General features: G+C 64.4%; 15 protein-coding genes. 7 read left to right on the top strand and 8 right to left on the bottom strand.

All coding sequences use genetic code 11. From position 1 onward, the window contains the following. Window positions 1-132: 132 nt before the first annotated feature. Together AB4Z38_RS24675 and AB4Z38_RS24670 are read left to right on the top strand one after the other, a co-directional pair. Window positions 133-1,086: a class C sortase gene (locus tag AB4Z38_RS24675; RefSeq protein WP_441432162.1), complete on the top strand. Its 954-nt coding sequence runs from the start codon at window positions 133-135 to the stop codon at window positions 1,084-1,086. A gap of 63 nt (window positions 1,087-1,149) precedes the next feature. Further along, entirely contained in the window at window positions 1,150-1,359 is a 210-nt protein-coding gene (locus tag AB4Z38_RS24670) for a YegP family protein (protein ID WP_441432161.1), read from the top strand. 287 nt (window positions 1,360-1,646) lie between these two features. Here the strand turns inward: AB4Z38_RS24670 and AB4Z38_RS24665 are convergent, their stop codons facing one another. From AB4Z38_RS24665 to AB4Z38_RS24650, 4 genes are all read right to left on the bottom strand, one after another. Beyond that, window positions 1,647-4,637: an alpha-mannosidase gene (locus AB4Z38_RS24665; protein ID WP_441432160.1), complete on the bottom strand. Its 2,991-nt coding sequence runs from the start codon at window positions 4,635-4,637 to the stop codon at window positions 1,647-1,649. A gap of 68 nt (window positions 4,638-4,705) precedes the next feature. Then, a complete protein-coding gene (locus AB4Z38_RS24660; protein WP_441432159.1) occupies window positions 4,706-5,611 on the bottom strand; it encodes a carbohydrate ABC transporter permease in 906 nt (301 codons plus the stop codon). Further along, window positions 5,608-6,561, bottom strand: a complete 954-nt coding sequence (locus AB4Z38_RS24655) for a carbohydrate ABC transporter permease (protein ID WP_441432158.1) — start codon at window positions 6,559-6,561, stop codon at window positions 5,608-5,610. Before AB4Z38_RS24655 ends, AB4Z38_RS24660 begins: the two co-directional genes overlap by 4 nt. A gap of 33 nt (window positions 6,562-6,594) precedes the next feature. Continuing rightward, the gene (locus AB4Z38_RS24650) at window positions 6,595-7,884 is read right to left on the bottom strand and encodes an extracellular solute-binding protein (RefSeq protein ID WP_441432157.1); all 1,290 of its coding nucleotides are present in this window, start codon (window positions 7,882-7,884) and stop codon (window positions 6,595-6,597) included. A gap of 163 nt (window positions 7,885-8,047) precedes the next feature. On the opposite strand from AB4Z38_RS24650, the gene AB4Z38_RS24645 reads away from it, so the two are divergent. Beyond that, window positions 8,048-9,334 (top strand): glycoside hydrolase 5 family protein, encoded by a 1,287-nt coding sequence (locus AB4Z38_RS24645; RefSeq protein ID WP_441432156.1) that lies wholly within the window; start codon window positions 8,048-8,050, stop codon window positions 9,332-9,334. A gap of 3 nt (window positions 9,335-9,337) precedes the next feature. Here AB4Z38_RS24645 and AB4Z38_RS24640 read toward each other — a convergent pair whose 3' ends face one another. Beyond that, window positions 9,338-10,342, bottom strand: a complete 1,005-nt coding sequence (locus tag AB4Z38_RS24640) for a LacI family DNA-binding transcriptional regulator (RefSeq protein WP_441432155.1) — start codon at window positions 10,340-10,342, stop codon at window positions 9,338-9,340. 168 nt (window positions 10,343-10,510) lie between these two features. Between AB4Z38_RS24640 and AB4Z38_RS24635 the strand changes: the two genes are divergently transcribed. Next, window positions 10,511-12,208, top strand: a complete 1,698-nt coding sequence (locus tag AB4Z38_RS24635) for an EndoS/ChiA family endoglycosidase (RefSeq protein WP_441432154.1) — start codon at window positions 10,511-10,513, stop codon at window positions 12,206-12,208. A gap of 167 nt (window positions 12,209-12,375) precedes the next feature. Here AB4Z38_RS24635 and AB4Z38_RS24630 read toward each other — a convergent pair whose 3' ends face one another. After that, complete coding sequence (locus tag AB4Z38_RS24630; protein ID WP_441432153.1) at window positions 12,376-12,711, bottom strand: hypothetical protein; 336 nt, start codon at window positions 12,709-12,711, stop codon at window positions 12,376-12,378. Window positions 12,712-12,862: 151 nt separating this feature from the next. On the opposite strand from AB4Z38_RS24630, the gene AB4Z38_RS24625 reads away from it, so the two are divergent. Next, window positions 12,863-13,639, top strand: a complete 777-nt coding sequence (locus tag AB4Z38_RS24625; protein ID WP_441432152.1) for an SDR family NAD(P)-dependent oxidoreductase — start codon at window positions 12,863-12,865, stop codon at window positions 13,637-13,639. Here the strand turns inward: AB4Z38_RS24625 and AB4Z38_RS24620 are convergent. Continuing rightward, on the bottom strand, window positions 13,632-14,687 hold the full coding sequence (locus AB4Z38_RS24620) for an FUSC family protein (protein WP_441432151.1): 1,056 nt from the start codon (window positions 14,685-14,687) through the stop codon (window positions 13,632-13,634). The two genes, AB4Z38_RS24625 and AB4Z38_RS24620, sit on opposite strands and share 8 nt — an antisense overlap. A gap of 302 nt (window positions 14,688-14,989) precedes the next feature. Further along, window positions 14,990-15,850: a sugar phosphate isomerase/epimerase family protein gene (locus AB4Z38_RS24615; protein WP_441432150.1), complete on the bottom strand. Its 861-nt coding sequence runs from the start codon at window positions 15,848-15,850 to the stop codon at window positions 14,990-14,992. Window positions 15,851-16,124: 274 nt separating this feature from the next. Between AB4Z38_RS24615 and AB4Z38_RS24610 the strand changes: the two genes are divergently transcribed. Then, window positions 16,125-17,120, top strand: coding sequence for a substrate-binding domain-containing protein (locus tag AB4Z38_RS24610; protein WP_441432149.1), 996 nt, complete (start codon window positions 16,125-16,127; stop codon window positions 17,118-17,120). Between the two features lie 70 nt (window positions 17,121-17,190). Further along, a partial coding sequence (locus AB4Z38_RS24605; protein ID WP_441432148.1) for an ABC transporter permease occupies window positions 17,191-17,762 on the top strand: 572 nt, incomplete at its 3' end.

Here is a 17,762-nt window from a genome sequence, read left to right as displayed (position 1 = left end):
CCGGCCACCGGAAACGCAACCAGGCAAAATAAGCACTCCCCGGTCACCTGCACCCCGTGATGCAGGGTATGGGGCATCCACCAAACGGCGGATGCCCCATACCGCTCCCGCCCATCAAAGCAAGAGGCCCCAATGACCCAAACCCTCAAGGAAATCATGGAGGGTTCCGGAACCGGACAGAAAGACCATCCCAGGCGCCCGCGCAAGGCATTGCGTGGGCGCACAAGCATGCGGCGCGGCCGTGGTGAGCGAGGATTTGTCACCATGATGGTCATCGCCGCCATCGGCCTAGGCCTGGTCCTTTACCCCCAGGCAGCTGACTGGTTCAGCTCGATATCCCACAACAGCCAACTTTCCGGCTACGCGCAGGACGTCGAACAACTCGAACCCTCGGCCAGGACGAAAGTGTTGGACCGGGCACGCGAATACAACTCCAGGATCCCCACCGGACAACTGCGGGACCCGTACTCGGCCCAAGTCCCTATGCCGGCATTGGAAGGGCAGCTGCGGGACTATCAAAGCCAGTTGAACGTAGCGAACGACGAGGTGATCGGAAGATTCCGCTACCCGTCCCTGAACATTGATCTTCCGATCTTTCACGGAACCAGCGACGACGTCCTGGCCAAAGGCGTGGGCCACCTCTACGGCTCCTCCCTTCCCGTAGGCGGGCCCGGCACGCACAGCGTCCTGACATCGCATTCGGGGATCCCGAATGCGGAACTCTTCAACCCCCTCCACAGCGCGAAAACAGGTGACATCTTCTCCACCGAAGTCATGGACCACACGTTCCTCTACAAGGTGAACAGGATCGAAGTGGTCAAACCAGACGACATCTCCTCACTGAAAATCACCCCGGAACAGGACTCCATCACCCTGATCACATGCACCCCCATCGGAGTGAACTCACACCGGCTCCTGGTCCACGCCTCCCGGATCGCGGACATCCCCAAAGGCGCCCCGGAACAGAAAACCCTCGCTGGACGCCAAACCAACATCGGATTCCCGTTCTGGGTGGTCTACTTCATCGGCGGCTTGCTGGCCTTCTACCTGGCTTCCCGTGCCTGGAACCGCCGACGAAGCCGATAGTCCAAAGGCTTCGGGCACTCAAGGGCCCGGGGCACATCTACCTCGAGACAAGGAAGCACCACAATGGCCTCACAATTCAATCTCTACGTTGGCGCGGACGCCCGTCTGCGGTTCCAACTCGCCACGGGAAATGGAGACGTGCTGCTGACCTCAAAAGCTTTTGAGGACGAGGATGCGGCAATCGCAGCGATCTGGTCCGTGCGCGAGGCCGCGGCCCACGGGCGCATCGTTGATCTCACCGGTTCGTTGCCGGAAAACCACCCGGCCGACTAAGTCACGGCGCATGCATTTCGACGGACTTCCGGAAATATCTTGCGACGTTCGCGACACGATTCACACCCCGGCGACACATAGTTAGTGCCTGGCATGGGATGGAGTGAGACTCCCGGCGGACCTGTTGGGGGCCGCTGCGGAGGCGTTCGTTCCCGATGGCCCGCATGTCAGGCCGTGCCCAGATGGTCGTGCGCCCCCATGCGACCCACGGCCAGGGGGCACGTGTAGGGATCGAAGGATTCCTGCACGGCGTGCGGCTGGATCTGAGACCCCCAGCCGCACGCCACTCAGCGCATGATGCGCAGGGTGCGCACCTCGAACGGCCGCAGTCGCAGCTCGCCACCGAGGCGCGCATCGCCCAAGGCGTCCTCGATGAGGCTCACCTCGCGCACCTCGCGGTGCGGGAACGCGACCGACAGCTCGCCGTTCGTGCGACGACCAAGCGACTCGTAGACGCGCACGATAAGGTCGCCCGAGCTATCGTCGGCGAGCTTCACGCCGGAAACGACGATCCCTTCGCCCTGGACCGAGACCAGCGGCGCGACGTCGTGACCGCCTCGGACTACGGTCCCGGGGGCGTTCAGCTCGACGCCTGCTTGGGTGGCCTCGGCAGGACCAGCGCCGATCACCATGCCGATCGTGATGACGTGCTGTCCGTGGTCGGCGTCGGGGTCAGGGAAGCGCGGTGCCCGAAGCAGCGAGAGCCGGACGGTCGTCGTCACGGAATCGTCCGCCACCTCGCGGGAGGTGTCGTAGCCGTAGATCGAGTCGTTCACGAGGGCGACGCCGAAGTCGGCCTCACGCACCAGCAGGAAGCGGTGCATCGACGTCTCGAACTTCGCCGCCTCCCAGCTCGTGTTCGTGTGCGTGACGCGCGACTGATAGCCGAACTGGGTCTCAGCCTCGGAATGTGCCGCCTGCACGTCGAGCGGGAACGCGAGCTTGAGCAGCTTCTCGGTCTCGTTCCAGTCGATGTCGTTGACGATCTGCAGCGTCCGCGAGCCGGGCGCCAGCGTGATCGTCTGGGTGATGGCCGACTTGGAGAACGTGCGATCGATGACCACTTCGGCGCCCGCCTCGGTGAGCCGGGCGCAGATGCAGGTGACATCGCGCAGCTCGGTGACGCTGTTCCGGTAGTAGCGGTCAATGTCCCAGGCGTCCCACATGTTCGGGAAGTCCTGGTGCAGCTGCAGCAGGTTCGCAGCGCGGCCATCGGCGACGGCGTCACGTCCGGTCCGCAGATCTACCGCGGAGACCACGAGGCCCTCTTTGGAGATGCGCACACGCACGAGCGCGTTCTCAAGCACGATGCCGTCGCTCGAGTCGTCGAGCGTGACCTGGTCATCGGAGGCCGCGGCCGAGGTGGCGCCGAGCGGCAGCGGACCGGCAACCGACGTCGGCGAGAACACGAGGTCACGGTCTCCGTCGCCGGCGAGCGATTGGCGCGCGGCATCCGAAATTGTCCGAGCCCTGGCGATCACGTCGTCGAGGACGGCGACCGCCTCGCGGTGCACCCAGGCGATGGAGGTACCGGGAAGGATGTCGTGGAACTCGTGCAGCAGCACCTGCTGCCACAGCTGCTCGAATTCAGCCTGCGGGTACTCGGTCCCCGTGCGGACGGCAGCCGTCGCCGCCCACAACTCGGCCTCGATGAGTGCGTGCTCGGCCCGGCGGTGGCGCGACTTGGTCCCGTGCTGGCTGGTGAGAGTGCCGCGGTGCAGTTCGAGGTATAACTCGCCGACCCAGACAGCCGGGTGCGGGAGCTCTGCCTTGGCGGCGTCGAAGAAGACGTCGGGATGTTCCCAGACGACTTGGGCGCTTCCCTCGAGGTTCTGAAGGCGTCGGGCGCGGCCCGTCATCTCGCGCGTCGTGCCGCCGCCGCCGTCACCCCAGCCCACGGGCGCGATCGACCGGGAGCTGACCCGGTTCTCTTTGAACTGGCGCGACGCCTTGGCGACCTCCATCCCGCTCAGCTGCGAGTTGTAGGTGTCCATAGACGGGAAGTGCGTGAAGATCCGCGAGCCGTCGATGCCCTCCCACAGGAACGTGTGGTGCGGGAAGACGTTCTGCTGGTTCCAGGAGATCTTCTGAGTGAAGAACCACTCGAAGCCGGCGCGGCGAATAAGCTGCGGCAGCGCCGACGAGTAGCCGAAGCTGTCGGGCAACCAGACCCCCTTCGAACGGAAGCCGAACTCCCGCTCGAAGAACCGCTGACCGTGCGAGAACTGCCGCACCAGCGACTCACCCGTCGGCATCACCGTGTCGGACTCGACCCACATGCCGCCAAGCGGCAGGAAGCGTCCGTCGGCCACAGCGGCCTTCACCCGTTCGAACACCTCGGGGCGGTGCTCCTTGAGCCACGCGTACTGCTGCGCGCTGGACATGCCGAACTGGAACTCCGGCTGCTCTTCCAGTAGCGCCGTCATCGACGACGAGGTACGGGCGACCTTGCGGATCGTCTCCCGGACCGGCCACAGCCAGGCCGAGTCGATGTGCGCGTGGCCGATCGCCGAGATGCGATGGGCGCTTGACTCGGCGGGAGCCGAGAGCACGTCGGCGAGCTTCGCGCGGGCGTCCGCAGCGGTCGCGGCGATGCGCTGAAGGTCGAGCACATCGAGGGCATCATCCATGGCCTGCAGGATGCGCATGCGTCGCGGCGAGGTCTGCGGAAGCTCGGCCTGCAGTTCGAACAGCACGTCGAGGTCGAGGGAGAGCTCGAAGACCTCTTTCTCGAAGACGGCGAGATCCATCCGGCGCGCGCGGTAGAGCGGCTCCGCGGACGAGGTGAGGATGTCGCCCTCCTGCGTTGGGAGGAAGGGATGGTAGTCGAGCAGCACAGGGTTGGATGCCGCTTCGAGGTACAGTTCGACGGCCTCGTCGCCGTCGGCCGCCTCGGTGATCGGCACCCACTGGTTGCGGGGGTTGATGCTCTTCACAGGGGTGCCGCCGGCACGATACACGAGCGCCTCGCACTGGAATCCCGTCATGTTGACGTCGAACCCGAGGTCGACGACGGCTTCGACCGTGCGCCCTACCCATTCGGCCGGCACGCTGCCGGTGAGCCGGAACCAGGTGGTGCCCCAGGCGGGACCCCAAGGCACTCCGAGGCACCACGGCGCGTAGTCGAGCGCGAGCCCGTCAGCGGGGCTGATCGGCTCGCCGTCGAGCTCGTGGATCCCGACGGCCAGAGGCACGGATGCCGAGTGGATCGCCGGGAGGATGCGCTCCTCAAGGACGCGTTTGACGCGTCCGATGGTGAGCGAGGTGTCATCATGCATGGACTGCTCTCCGGGCTCGATGCTGAGGGTTTGCTAAAACGCTCCAGAGGGCTAGATCATCGGCTCGGTCATCCCTTGACGCTTCCCTCCTCGACGCCCTTGAAGAACCACTTCTGCAAGACCGCGAAGAGGAGGATGATCGGTACGAGCGCGATCATCGTTCCCGCTGCGATCACGCGTGGGTTCGCCGCGAAGTTGGAGCTGAGATACTGCATCCCGACGGTCAGCGTGTAGTTCGCAGGATCTGAAAGCACGACGAGGGGCCAGAGGAAGTCGTCCCACGCGCCGATGAACGCGAAGAGCGCGACGACCGAGACCATGCCCCGCACGTTCGGCCAGACGATGTGGCGCAGGCGCTGCATCGTGTTCGCGCCGTCGATGGTCGCCGCATCCAGCGTGTCCGACGGGATCATGCGGCAGGCGGCCGTCATCAGCAGCACGTTGATCGCCGCGACCGCGCCGGGGAGGAACACACCCCATAGCGTGTTCGCAAGTCCCAATGACTTGACCGTGAGGTACTGGCTGGTCAGGGTGACCTCGCCCGGGATCAGCAGCGTGGAGAAGAAGATCGCCAACACGACCCACTTAAAGCGGAACTTCATCGTGCCCAGCGCGTAACCTCCGAGTGTCGCGAACACGACGTTGGTGATCACGGTGCCGATGCCCACGAGCAGGGAGTGCCAGGCGTAGTCGACCACCGGAATCGTGCGGAACACTTCGGCGTAATTGTCGAGCGTCGGCGCGGCCGGGATCAGCGAGGGCGGGAAGTCGTAGATGTTCTCCGACGCCCCTTTGAGCGAGGTCGACATCTGCCAGAGGAAGGGGAACACCATAAGCACCAGCACGCCGAGAAGCAGGGCGTACTTGCCGATCAGGCCGCCGAGCGACGGTTTCATGATGTCCGCCGAACCGCGGGTACGGTAGGGATTCTCCTGCGGTGGCTTCACCCTTCCGCTCGTCTGCGTCGCAGTCATCGCCGGGCCTCCTGTACCGTGGCTCCGCGTTTGATCTTCGCGGCCTTGGCCCCGCGCCTGCTCGCCAACGCTTCGCGGATGGTGTCACGGTTGTTCACGATCCCGACGATCAGCAGCGGAACCAGGGTCAGCAGGAACAGCACCAGCGAGATCGCGGATGCGTAGCCGATCTGGCCGTTCAGTCCTTTGCCCATCGACTGGATGAGCATCACCATGCTCATCGCCCTCCCGCCGGGTCCACCCGAACCATTGGAGAGCACGTAGAGCTCGGTGAAGACGCGCGTCGCCCCCACGCATACCAGCACCGACACGAGCATCATGGGTCCGCGTACTCCTGGGACGGTCACCGACCAGAACCGGCACAAGCGGCCGGCGCCGTCCATCGCCGCCGCTTCGTGCAGCTCGCGGCCGACGTTCCCGAGGGCCGCCAGGTAGACGACCATGTAATAGCCGAGCCCCTTCCACACCGTCAACCCGATCGCACATCCGATCAGCAACCAGCGGTCGGAGAGGAACTCGACGGGACGGTCGATGAGGCCGAAGAAGCTCAGTGCGGAGTTGATCGTGCCGCTGCCGGAGAAGAGGAACTCCCAGACGATCGCCACGACCACGGCGGAAGCGATGACCGGGAAGTAGAAGGTCGTTCGGAAGAACCCGATCGCCGGCACCTTGTTGTGCACCAGCAATGCGAGCAGCAGCGGCAGGAACGTCAGCAGCGGCACGCACACGACGACATAGATCAGCGAGGTTGTCAGCGCGTAGCCGAATCGGTCGTCCTCGAGCAGCTTCTCGAAGTTCGCGAAGCCGACGAACTCCGCCGGGCGAAGGGGGCGGGCATTCGTGAACGCGAGTACAACTGTGTTCAGAAATGGCCAGAGCGCGAACACGGCCATCCAGATCACGCCGGGCAGGACCAGTAGATACGGTGTGTACCAGCGTTGTCGTCTCACGGCGACCGCCCCCTTCGTCTCGTCGTCGCCGGCTCAGCCGGCGAGGTTCTGCTTCGCGTACTCGACGGCCTTATCCAGTGCGGCCTGGGCAGAGATTTCCCCCTTGACCGCGAGGGCGATCTGCTGTTTGGCGTAAGTCTCCATCGCCTCGGTGAACTTCGGGGCGCCCAGCATCCGGGCCTTGTTCATTTGCGAAGCGGCCAGGCCGCTGGCGACGCCCTGCATTTGGTTCTTCGCCGTCTCGGTGAAAGCGGAGGGGTCTTCGTTGGCGGCCTTGGTACCAGGGAAGAAGCCGGGGGCGAGCTTGACGAACGCGATCTGGTTCTTCGTGTTTGTAAGGAATTCGGCGAACGCGAGGGCCGTGGCGGAGTTCTTCGATTTCGCCGAGACGCTGATGCCCTGCACGAACAACGGCGGGTTGCCGAAGCCGTTGGTCGCCTCGACGCTGGGCAGGATCGATGGGGCGTTTACGGAGACGTCCTTGTCGATGTAGTTCGGACCCGAGGTTGTCCAGGCAACGCTGCCCTTGTTGAAGTTGTTGACGTTGGCATTCGCGGTTCCGGCGTTCTGCAGCGCCTCGGGCGTGATCGCCCCCGCCTTGTAGAGTTCGGTGTAGCGCTGGACGATCGCTGCGGCCTCGGGGGTGTTGAAGACGAACTTGCCGTCCTTGTAGACGTCGAGCTTCCCGCCCTGGTCGGACACCATGATTTGCAGCGACTTGGGGCCGGGCACATCCGAGATCGTCTGCACGCCGGCCGCCGCAAGCTTGGCCGCGGCGTCCAAGGTCGCAGCGTGCGTCTTGGGGGGCTCGGTCACTCCGCCCTTGGCAAGGAGGTCCTTGTTCCAGTAGTTCAGCTCGGTGCCCAGGTACCAGGGGAAGCCGAACGAACCGTCGAGGCCGTCGAACTTGTAGGCGCCGACGCCGCCGTCGACATAATCGCCGAGGATCTTCGACTCCTTCTTCAGGTCGACGAGCTGCCTGGCCGAAGCGAGCGAATATGCGTACTCCGGCGGAAGGTTGACCACGTCCGGGAGTTCACCGGACCCGGCCTGCTGCAGGATCTTGTCCTCGTAGCCATCAGCGGGCTGGTCAATCCACTTGACCGTGACGCCCGGGTGCTCCTTCTCGAACGCCTTGACGACGCCCTCGAAGTAAGGGGTGAACTTGTCATTCTTCAGCGACCAGGTCTGGAAAGAAATGCTTCCGCTGATCTTTCCGTCGCTGGCGGAATCGCCGGGCGAGGAGGCGCCGCCAGTACAGGCGGTGAGGGCGAGTGCTGTGGCCACCGCGATGCCTGCGGCGGCAGTCGTTCGGATCTTCATCGACGTTCTCCTTCGAAGGGTCCAGGCTGCTACGTCTCGGGATGGGTCACAGTCGCAACCTATTACTAAAACGGTATAGTGGCGATAGCTTGCCACACCGAGCGCCGAACAGTCCAGTGCCGGACGACACCGGCCATGCATTGATTCTCCGGAAAGGACCGCGATGACCCACCCCGTCGCCCCGCTGCGCTTCGGCGCCAACTACACCCCGTCATCCGAGTGGATGCACGCGTGGATGTCACTGGATCTCGACGAGGTGCGCCGGGATTTCGCCTCGCTGGAAGCGATCGGCCTCGATCACGTCCGGATCTTCCCGTTGTGGACCCTGCTCCAGCCCAACCGCACTTTAATCCGCGAGAAGGCCGTGGACGACGTGCGCACCGTGGTTGACGCTGCGGCGGAATTCGGACTGGATGTCAGCGTCGACGTCATCCAGGGGCACCTGTCGAGCTTCGACTTCATCCCTTCCTGGCTGTCCACCTGGCACGACAAGAACATGTTCACGCACCCCGATGCGCTCAGCGGACAGGTCGAGTTGGTCACCTGTCTCGGCGAGCGGCTCGGCGACGCCGCTAATTTCCTCGGTTTTACGCTCGGCAATGAGACCAACCAGTTCTCGGCCCCGACCCACCCGTCCCCTTGGCCGGTCACCGAGGCTGAGGCCGCGAACTGGATCACGACGCTCCTCGATGCCGCCCACACCTCCGCTCCTGCGCAGCAGCATGTGCACAGCGAGTACGACGCCGCTTGGTACCTAGACGGGCACGGCTTCACGCCCGCCCTCGCATCCCGCCTCGGCGATATGACCACCGTGCACTCGTGGATCTTCAACGGCACGGCGCAGCGCTATGGCGGTCGCTCCGTGGCCTCCGACCGTCACGCCGAGTACATGATCGAACTCGCCCGCGGTTTCGCCACCGACCCCCGCCGTGAGATCTGGCTGCAGGAGGTCGGCGCCCCTTCGAATTGCCTGACGCCTGCGGAGACCCCGGACTTCCTGGAGGCGACGCTGCGCTCCGTCGCGCGCACCGAGAACCTCTGGGGTGTCACCTGGTGGTGCTCGCACGACGTAAGCCGCAGCCTCGCGGACTTCCCCGAGCTGGAGTACACGCTCGGCCTCGTCGACCAGGACGGCGCGGCGAAGCCTATCGGACGCCGCTTCGCAGAACTCATCCCGGAGCTTCGCGAGCGGCAGCCCGCCCCCGCACGCACCCTCGGCATCGTCGTTGAGGTCGACGAGGACGAGGCGCCGGCCAGCCGCGGCGAGATGAGCCCGGGCGGCGCGATCTTCCAGGCCTGGGTGGACGCCTGCACGGCAGGCGCTGATCCGGCCATCGTCACTTCGATCGACGCCGCGAAGCCCGAGGTTCTCGCGGCGCGCGGCATCACCGAACTCATCCGCCCGGTGGCCGGCCGGATCGCTTACGCCTCCCGGAACACCGTCGTCTGAGACCTAACGCGGGACGGCGGTACTCTCGCGGACAGTGAGCTGCGGCATGGCGCCGATGCGGTCCGTAAGCACGTCGGGGGCATCGATCTGCTCAAGCAGGAACGCCGCTGCCGCCGCCCCGAGCCCGAACGTATCGCGGGTGATGCAGGTGATCGACGGGTGCACGAGGCCCGCGACGACCGAGTCATCGAAGGAGGCGACGGAGAGATCCTTCGGCACGGACACCCCCATCTCCTGCGCGACGCGAAGGCCGGCGATCGCCATCACGTCGTTGTCGAAGACCACGGCCGTTGGCCGCTCCAGTCGACTCAAGAGGCGGCGCATGGCCGTGGATGCCGCGGCTGGCGAGAAGTCGGTGGCGATCACCTCTCCGCTCACCCCGCGTTCACCGAGACCGGCGAGCACCTCGGTGCGCAGGCGCGTGTGTTGGAACTCCGCAGGACCGGCGACATAAGCGATCGAGTGATGACCAAGGGCGCCGAGATAGTCGAAAAGGGAGTGCGCCACCTGGCTGTCGTCGAGCCAGATCGTCGCCGGGTGCCCCTCCTCGGACGCATGGCTGCCGAGCACCACTGCGGGGAGGGTGAGATCACGCAGCACGGGGAAACGAGGGTCATCGTCACGAGGATCGATGACGATGACTCCATCGACCTGGTTGGCGCTGTGCCAGCGGCGGTATGTCGCCACTTCCTCCTCCATCGAGGAGACGAGCACCATCTGCATTGCGATGCGGTTTTTCGCGAGGGCTGACTGGACGCCTGCGATGAGGTCGGTGAAGAACGCCTCCGCACCGAGGGTGCCTGCCGAGCGGTTGACCGCGAACCCGATGACCCCGGCGCCCGCGCCGCCGAGCGCCCGCGCCGCCGAGCTCGGAAGCCACTGGTGCTCCTCGGCGATGGTGAGGATGCGCTTTCGTGTCTGCTCACTGACGCCCGGTCGCCCGTTCAGCGCGAACGACACCGCCCCCGGCGACACTCCGGCCAGCCGGGCGATGTCCGTGATGGTCACGCGCTTCGTTTTGTTCATGCTTCAACTGTAGCGATACAGGGTGATCTCAAAACTAATTCTGTGCACAGCAGTCTGCATCTGCTACCGTTTTACTAAATCGCTATAGTTGCACCCCACCCGGGTATCTTCACGGGATTTCGAAGATGCCTCTTCGAAGAAGAGAGAGCAATGAGACGAACAACAGCATTCGGCGCAGGGTTACTACTCTCCGGACTCGCCGCCTTCGCCCCGCAGCCTGCGGTGGCCGCTGAGACCCCCAAGGCTTCCGTTGGGAACACCACGCATTGCGAGGCCGAGCCACTCACGATGGCGTACTACCGGACCTGGCGCGACGTCACCGTGCCGCAGAGCGCCAACTCAGACTTGCCCGACCCGAACGTCACGCGCATGAGCGACCTCCCTCCGGAGATCGATGTGGCGATGGTCTTCGACGCCGGCGCCACGGCCAACACCGACTATTGGGCCACCCTGCGCGACGCCTACGTGCCAGCATTGCATGCGCAGGGCACGAAGGTGGTCTACACCCTGTGGATCGAGCGGCTCGCCAACGCCGACATCCCGCTGACCGAGGACGCGTACCGCGCCTACGCGCAGGAGCTCGTCGACACCTTCGTCACCCCGTACGGCCTCGACGGGATCGACATCGACGTCGAGTCCTATCCGCAGGGCGACCACCTCACTCGCGCGATCGGCGTATTCAACGCCCTCGGCAAACTGATCGGCCCGAAGTCCGGCACGGACAAGATCTTCATCTACGACACCAACCAGGACGGCAACACTCCGCTGTTCAAGGCTGTGCACGAGAACGTCTCCTTTGTGCTCCTGCAGGCCTACGGCCGCGGCACCTGGGGGCTGCAGGGGACCTGGAACACGTTCGCGGATAAGATCGCCTCCTGCCAGTTCCTGCCCGGCTTCTCCTTCCCCGAGGAGAAGGATCCGACGCGCTGGGGTGACGCCGAAGGCATCTACGATCCCGCCACGGCACCGCGGAGCACCGCGTACCAGTACGCGACCTGGCAGCCCGAAGCCGGCTCCCGGAAAGGCGGGTTCTTCGCCTACGCTGTGGACCGCGACGGAAAAGTCTGGGGCGACAACACCATCACACCCAGCGCGTTCTCTTGGATGAAGAACCTGTCCGCAGTGCAGGACAAGGCCGCGGGCGTCGTGCCCAAGGGCACCTGGTCGCTGGCCGTGGCGTCCACTCCGGCGCACGGGAGCGAGGTGCGTCTGGGTGACGTGGTCGAGTGGACGGTGTCGGCGACCGCCGGATCCGTCGACGTGCCGGGCGCGATCGTGGGTGTGGACCTCAGGGACCTCGTTGACGACGCGACAATCGAAGGCCTCACGGCGTCGAGCGGTACGATTCAGCAATTTGATGGGGCCGCGGGGTGGACGGTGGATCTGCCCGCCGGTAAGAGCGCGACCTTGACGGTTTCGGCGCGGATCAACGCTGCCGGTCCTGAATCCAAGGCGGTGTCGGCGGCTGCCGACGGGCCTGTTCGGGGCCGGGTCTCGGTGACGGTCGCCGGCTTGGCGCCGCCCGCCGAGCTGACCGCCTGCGATGGCTGCACGGGCATTTCCCTCGCGGTGGCGCGTTCGACGCCGACGCCGACCCCGTCGGTCACACCCACCCCGACGCGGTCGGTCACGCCTACCCCGACGCCGACCGAAACCGGCACCCCGACGCCGTCGGTCACGCCCACCTCGACACCGATCGGAGCCGGCATCACTACAGGCGGCGGGCCAGGCTCTCCCCTCGCGTTCACGGGCGGGCTTGATCCGTTCCGCTGGTTGGGCGTCGGCGCACTGCTCGCCGCGATCGGCGGGGCGATGGTTGTCTGGCAACGCAGGGCTCGCCGCGGCTGATCAAAGGGAATCTTCTTGACCTGCCCGCTGCTCATCAGCGCCATGGCCGTTCAGGCCGTGACTGCCACCGGGGCGAAACTTTGGGACGAACACGACGCGATCACGCCCATTTCCTTGGCTACATAGCCCAATACCCGGGCGGCCCGCCTCAGTCGCAATGCAGGCGCCTACCTCGATGCCTTCCTTTTCTGCCATTGCCAGGCGTGCCAGAACAGCAGCGTCGCCAGGATCAGAGCGGCGGACTGGAGAAGCTGCGGGGTCATCGTTGACAAGAAGTACGCGAACGGCATCGTATTTCCCGGAGTGGGGGTGAACGGGGTCATCGCCTCATTGATGATCACCATGATGGCTATGGCGAGCCCCAGCTCCAGCACCCACAGCCCGATGATGAACGGATTCACCGCAGCTCTCCGAGCCGCTTCAGGAGACTCTAGGTGATGCTCCAGTGCATTCCCGTGCTCGTCGATTTCGCGGAATTCAATCCTGCCGTGAGCCTCGTCCATTGTCTGTTCCCCCGGTTTGGCGCGTCGCGGCCCCTCCAGAAACTCGAAAGGCGCACTTTTGAGGCACTCTACCGCGTGCGCCGGGAACGCACGAGTACCGCCGTCGAGATGGCACCCGCCACTCGAGGCCCGGCGGGACTAGTCTGGGCGCATGACAACTCGTGCCAACGAACTCACCGCCTTGGTCACCGGTGCTACCGCCGGGCTCGGTGCCCAATTCGCCCGCCAGCTGGCCGAGTCCGGCCACCATCTCGTCCTCGTGGCCCGCGACGAAAGTCGGCTGCGGGCAAGCGCTGAAGTGCTTGAGCGGGACTTCAGTATCTCGGTGGAGGTCCTGCCCGCAGACTTGACCTCCGACGTCGGGGTTGCGGCTGTTGCGGCCAGGCTGCGGGACGCTTCGCGGCCGGTGGACGTGCTGGTCAACAATGCCGGAATCGGTTTGCTGAATTCTTTCGAGAAGAACGATGTGGAAGACGAAAAGCGGCATTTGCGGCTCCATGTCCAGACGCCCATGGAGCTGTGCCACGCGGCCCTGGAGGTCATGTTGGCGCGCAAGTCGGGCCGGATCATCAATGTCGCAAGCGTTGCGGCCTTCGCGAACCGGGGCAGCTATTCGGCAGCCAAGGCTTGGCAAGTCAGCTTCAGCCGTTGGGCGAACACTGCCTATGCCGGCAGCGGCGTGAAGGTTACTGCGGTCTGCCCGGGCTTCACCCACACGGAATTCCACGATCGCATGGGCATGGACAAGTCGGTGGCTCCGCGCTTTTTGTGGCTGAAGGCCGAGCGCGTTGTCCGGGAAGGGTTGGAAGACAACGCCAAGGGCAAAGGGGTATCCATCCCGACGAAGCGTTACAAAGCGATCACCGCCGTCATGCGTTTCCTGCCGGCGAAGCTTACGTCAGGTCCGCCCCGCCGCCCCCTCAAGTAAGGCGGCCCGGTGAGGTAAGCCGGGGCGCCTGGAGCAGCACCGCCACCGCAATCCCGATCACGGCTCCTAAGAACGTCTCCACCCCGCGTTCCAGGACCAGCACGCCAGGATCCGAGGGCGCAGCCAGTTGGGTCATCAGCAGGATGACCGGGGTGAAGAACACCATGGCCCAGCCGTAGTGCCGCGCCATGAACAACTCAGTGGGGAATTGGAAGGCGATCACCAGCAGGGCCAAGATGATGGTGGTTTGCCCTGGGAAATAGTGCAGCGGGGACAGCGGTCCTGGAAAAAGTACGACGGCGACAATCCCCAATCCGAGGAATGTCCCCACGATGCGGTGGATGCCGCGGTGCAGGCGGCTGGGCATATCGGCTCCGGCCAGAGGAACGGCGGCCGCGGCCATGGCCCAGTGCGGATGCCCGCTGCCCGTGAGTACTCCGCAAGCACCTGCCGCGCCGACGGCGAGCACATACCGGGCCGCGTGAAGGCTGGCTGCCTGGCGCAACCGCGCCGAGGACGCCGGAATGTCCCGGATGGCGCCACGTTTCCACACCCGGTACCGAAGCCACCCGGCAAAACCCACCACCATCGAGAATGCTGCCGATGCCGCGCAGATCAGGACCGCAGCAATGAAGGGGATGGTCGCGGGAACGGAAGCGCACGCCCCCAGGGCAAGGATTCCGAAGAACGGGCCGTTGGGCTTGAGCCGTACCTTGTCCGAGAACAGCGAGCCCACGCCCGCCAGGAGCGCCTCGACTACTACCAATCCCCATGAATGGATGTGCGAGACTGACAAGAATGTGCCCACGGAGACGCCGGCCAAGAGCACCGCAGCGGCCTGCGCTTGGTGCTTGAGCCGCAGTTGGTGTGACTCGGCGCGGCCGTACATGCCGGTCAGGGCGCCGAACACGGCGTAGATGATGAGGTCCGCCCGGCCAAGCGCGAGAAGCACAAGTGCCGGCACGGCGACGCTCAGTGCGACGCGGACGGCAGCAAGGTGATCGTCGCTTGCCGGCGGGATCCTATGAAGGGCGCGTGCATGGGCCAAGATTGATCGCAACGGGACACCACCAATCAATTCAGCCGATCATTGGGAAGCTATCAGCACCCAAAGATCCCCGCCATTAGCTGGGTCACAACGTTGCTTTGTGTTTCCCAACTAGTCCCCACCGCCACCCTCGCCTCGCAAGTCCCCACCGGCTCCCAGCCTTCGCAAGCTCAGGCAGGGACCCTCGCCGATGGGGCCCCACGGCCAGGGAACCCTGGCGGCGTGGGCCCTCACAGTCGTTGTCGTTTTGAGCCCCGATAACGACGTCAAGTGCGAGTCAGTTGGGCCTGGCGGATGGCGCTTTAGGCCGGAAAGCTGGCCAGCGCCGTGGACCGTGCGGCTTGCAGTCCGTCCAATACGGGACGTTTGCGGTGTTGCTCGGAGAGGATTTCCACGCCCCACGGCCCGTTGAAACCGATGGCCTGGAGCGTCGTGATGAAGCCGGTGACGTCGTGGTCTCCTTCTCCACAAAGGCGGCGATTGTCCCGAGTGTCCTCGAAGAGGGTCCCCTTTATTTCCGTGTCCGCGTCATTGAGTTCCACCCCGAAAATCTGTTCGGCGGTGAGGCTGTGGGATAGCTCTTCCAAGCTCGTTCCAGCGCGGAAGACATGCCAGTAGTCAACCACCAGGCCGCAATCGGGCATGTCAACTGATCGCATGAGCTCGGCAGCCGCCGGCATCGAGCCGACCATCGAAAACGGCATGGGCTCGAGAGCAATGCGCGTCCCTCTTTTTGAGGCTTCCTTCGTCAGCCGCCGCAGTGGCTCCACCAGGAAATCCAGATCATTCAGAGGCTCGCCGAACGCCGTTCCGACCTTGATAAAGCTCGCTCCGAGTGTTTCCGCCGCCTCGAGCAGCAGTTCGAATTGCGGCTTCCACTCGTGGGAACGGGACTCGTCCCACCAGTTACTGAGTAGCTCGACTTCGACGTGGCGGAAGCCTGCTTGGTCGATGAGTTTCCGGAGCCCGGAGAAGCCGATCGTGTCCTTCGCCGCGACGAGATCGTCGTGCGCCAGTCCGAACCCCGCCCATCCGGTAGAAGCGATGGCTTCCAGGCGCTCGCCGATAGGGACGGGGCTCGTCTCGGGGTTGTTCAACGGCGCGATGTCTCCTGCGCTGGTCCAGCAGCTCGCGATTAGTTCAGGGGTGCTTGAGTACGTCATCGTTCTCCTCGCGACGGTGCGCGGCTAGTTACGGCAGGTGAGGGCGTCGATACCCAGTCACCATCTAATTGGAACGCTCCATTGACAATTGGTCAAGCCTTGATTTAGCGTTGGAGCGTTCCACAAAGCGATATGGATCACACAGCGAGCTGGATCGCATCGCGAAAGTGGATTACATCCGTTCATAGCTAGATGGTTCCGGCGTCCGCCTGCCTTCGAAGGCACAGAAAACCCGGGCGACAGTCGATATACGCGACATCAAAGGAGATCTCACGTGGCAAAGTTCAATTGGCGGCGAGGCGCAGTAGCGCTGGCCGTAGTACCGCTTCTGGCCCTGGCAGCATGCTCAAGCGGAGGCGGCAAACCGGCTGACACAGGCAGTGCAGGTGGCGGGGGCCAGGCGGTAAGCACTCCGCGGCTGAAAGTAGCGCTCATCACCCACGCCGAGGCTGGCGACACGTTCTGGGACATCGTCCGCAAGGGCGCGGAGGCGGCAGCCGCTAAGGACAATGTCGAGGTTCTTTATACGAGTGATGCCGACGCGGGGCGCCAGTCCCAGCTTGTGCAGCAGGCCATCGATCAGAAGGTTGACGGCATCGCGGTCACCATCGCCAACCCAGGCGCCATGAAGGACGTGCTGAGGAAGGCCACCGACGCCGGGATTCCGGTGGTGAGCTTCAACGCCGGCGGTGACGTCTCCGCGCAGATGGGGGCGTTCACCCACTTCGGTTCCAACGAGACCCTGGCTGGCGAAGCGGTCGGCGCCAAGTTGGCGGGCGAGGGCTACAAGCACCCCATCTGCGTGATCATGTCACAGGGACAGGTGCAACTCGAACAGCGGTGCGCAGGCGTGAAGACGAAGGTGCCCGGGACCGAGATCCTATATGTCAACGGGGCCGATATGACGGCAGTGCAGTCCACTGCGACGGCGAAACTGCAGGCCAGCAAGGATGCTGACGTGATCATCGGGTTGGGCGCTCCCTTCACCTTGACCATTCTCAAAGCCGTGGCAGATGCCAACAGCCCGATCAAGGTCGCCAGCTTCGACCTGAACCCCGCGCTGGCGCAGGCGATCAACGATGGCAAGGTCCTGTTCACGGTGGACCAGCAGCCGTGGCTCCAGGGCTACTTGTCCATTGACTCGATCTGGCAGAACAAGCTTGGTGGTTTCAAGGTCGGTGGCGGGCAGCCTGTCCTCACGGGCCCGACGATCGTGGACAAGTCCAACATTTCCGACGTTCTGAAGTTCGTTCAGCAGGGCATCCGCTAATCCGATGACTGCTCAGCTCGCGCGGCACGGTTTCCTTGCCGCGCGAGCTGAGGGAGAAGAAAGGTATTTCATGGCTTTAGTTACTGCCCCGGCACCCAAAACTGCCGCGGATGAGCGGGTCGCGAAGCGGAGCCCGTTGAGCAAGTTGATGGCCCGTCCTGAAGTCGGTGCCCTCGTGGGGGCGGTTGTCCTCTTCATTTTCTTCGCTTCGGTGTCGCAGACGTTCACGCAGCCGAATGCTTTGGCCACGATCCTGTATGGGTCTTCCACGATCGGGATCATGGCGGTGGGGGTGTCGTTGTTGATGATCGGCGGCGAGTTCGACCTTTCCACCGGTGTTGCCGTGATTTCCTCGGCCCTGACCGCTTCCCTGTTCAGCTGGTATTTCTCGATGAACGCGTGGGTGGGTGTGGTCATCGCCCTGTTGGTTTCCCTGTCGATCGGTTTCATCAATGGGTGGATCCTGGTCAAGACGAAACTGCCGTCCTTCATCGTCACGCTCGCGACGTTCCTGATGCTCACGGGCCTGAACCTGGCCCTGACCCGCCTGATCGGCGGGTCCGTGTCTTCCCCGTCGATTTCCAAGCTGGACGGTTTCGAGTCGGCCCACGCGGTGTTCGCGTCCTCGATCAGCATCGGCGG

Source organism: Arthrobacter sp. 2RAF6 (assembly GCF_052115205.1).
Taxonomy (GTDB): Bacteria; Actinomycetota; Actinomycetes; order Actinomycetales; family Micrococcaceae; genus Arthrobacter.
This window is presented reverse-complemented; position numbering and strand designations above follow the sequence as displayed.

Bases quoted from the DNA above. Each gene is read 5' to 3' on its own strand.
- AB4Z38_RS24675 (WP_441432162.1), top strand. From the start codon at position 133: ATGACCCAAACCCTCAAGGAAATCATGGAGGGTTCCGGAACCGGACAG.
- AB4Z38_RS24670 (WP_441432161.1), top strand. From the start codon at position 1,150: ATGGCCTCACAATTCAATCTCTACGTTGGCGCGGACGCCCGTCTGCGG.
- AB4Z38_RS24665 (WP_441432160.1), bottom strand. From the start codon at position 4,637: ATGCATGATGACACCTCGCTCACCATCGGACGCGTCAAACGCGTCCTT.
- AB4Z38_RS24660 (WP_441432159.1), bottom strand. From the start codon at position 5,611: ATGACTGCGACGCAGACGAGCGGAAGGGTGAAGCCACCGCAGGAGAAT.
- AB4Z38_RS24650 (WP_441432157.1), bottom strand. From the start codon at position 7,884: ATGAAGATCCGAACGACTGCCGCCGCAGGCATCGCGGTGGCCACAGCA.
- AB4Z38_RS24645 (WP_441432156.1), top strand. From the start codon at position 8,048: ATGACCCACCCCGTCGCCCCGCTGCGCTTCGGCGCCAACTACACCCCG.
- AB4Z38_RS24635 (WP_441432154.1), top strand. From the start codon at position 10,511: ATGAGACGAACAACAGCATTCGGCGCAGGGTTACTACTCTCCGGACTC.
- AB4Z38_RS24630 (WP_441432153.1), bottom strand. From the start codon at position 12,711: ATGGACGAGGCTCACGGCAGGATTGAATTCCGCGAAATCGACGAGCAC.
- AB4Z38_RS24625 (WP_441432152.1), top strand. From the start codon at position 12,863: ATGACAACTCGTGCCAACGAACTCACCGCCTTGGTCACCGGTGCTACC.
- AB4Z38_RS24615 (WP_441432150.1), bottom strand. From the start codon at position 15,850: ATGACGTACTCAAGCACCCCTGAACTAATCGCGAGCTGCTGGACCAGC.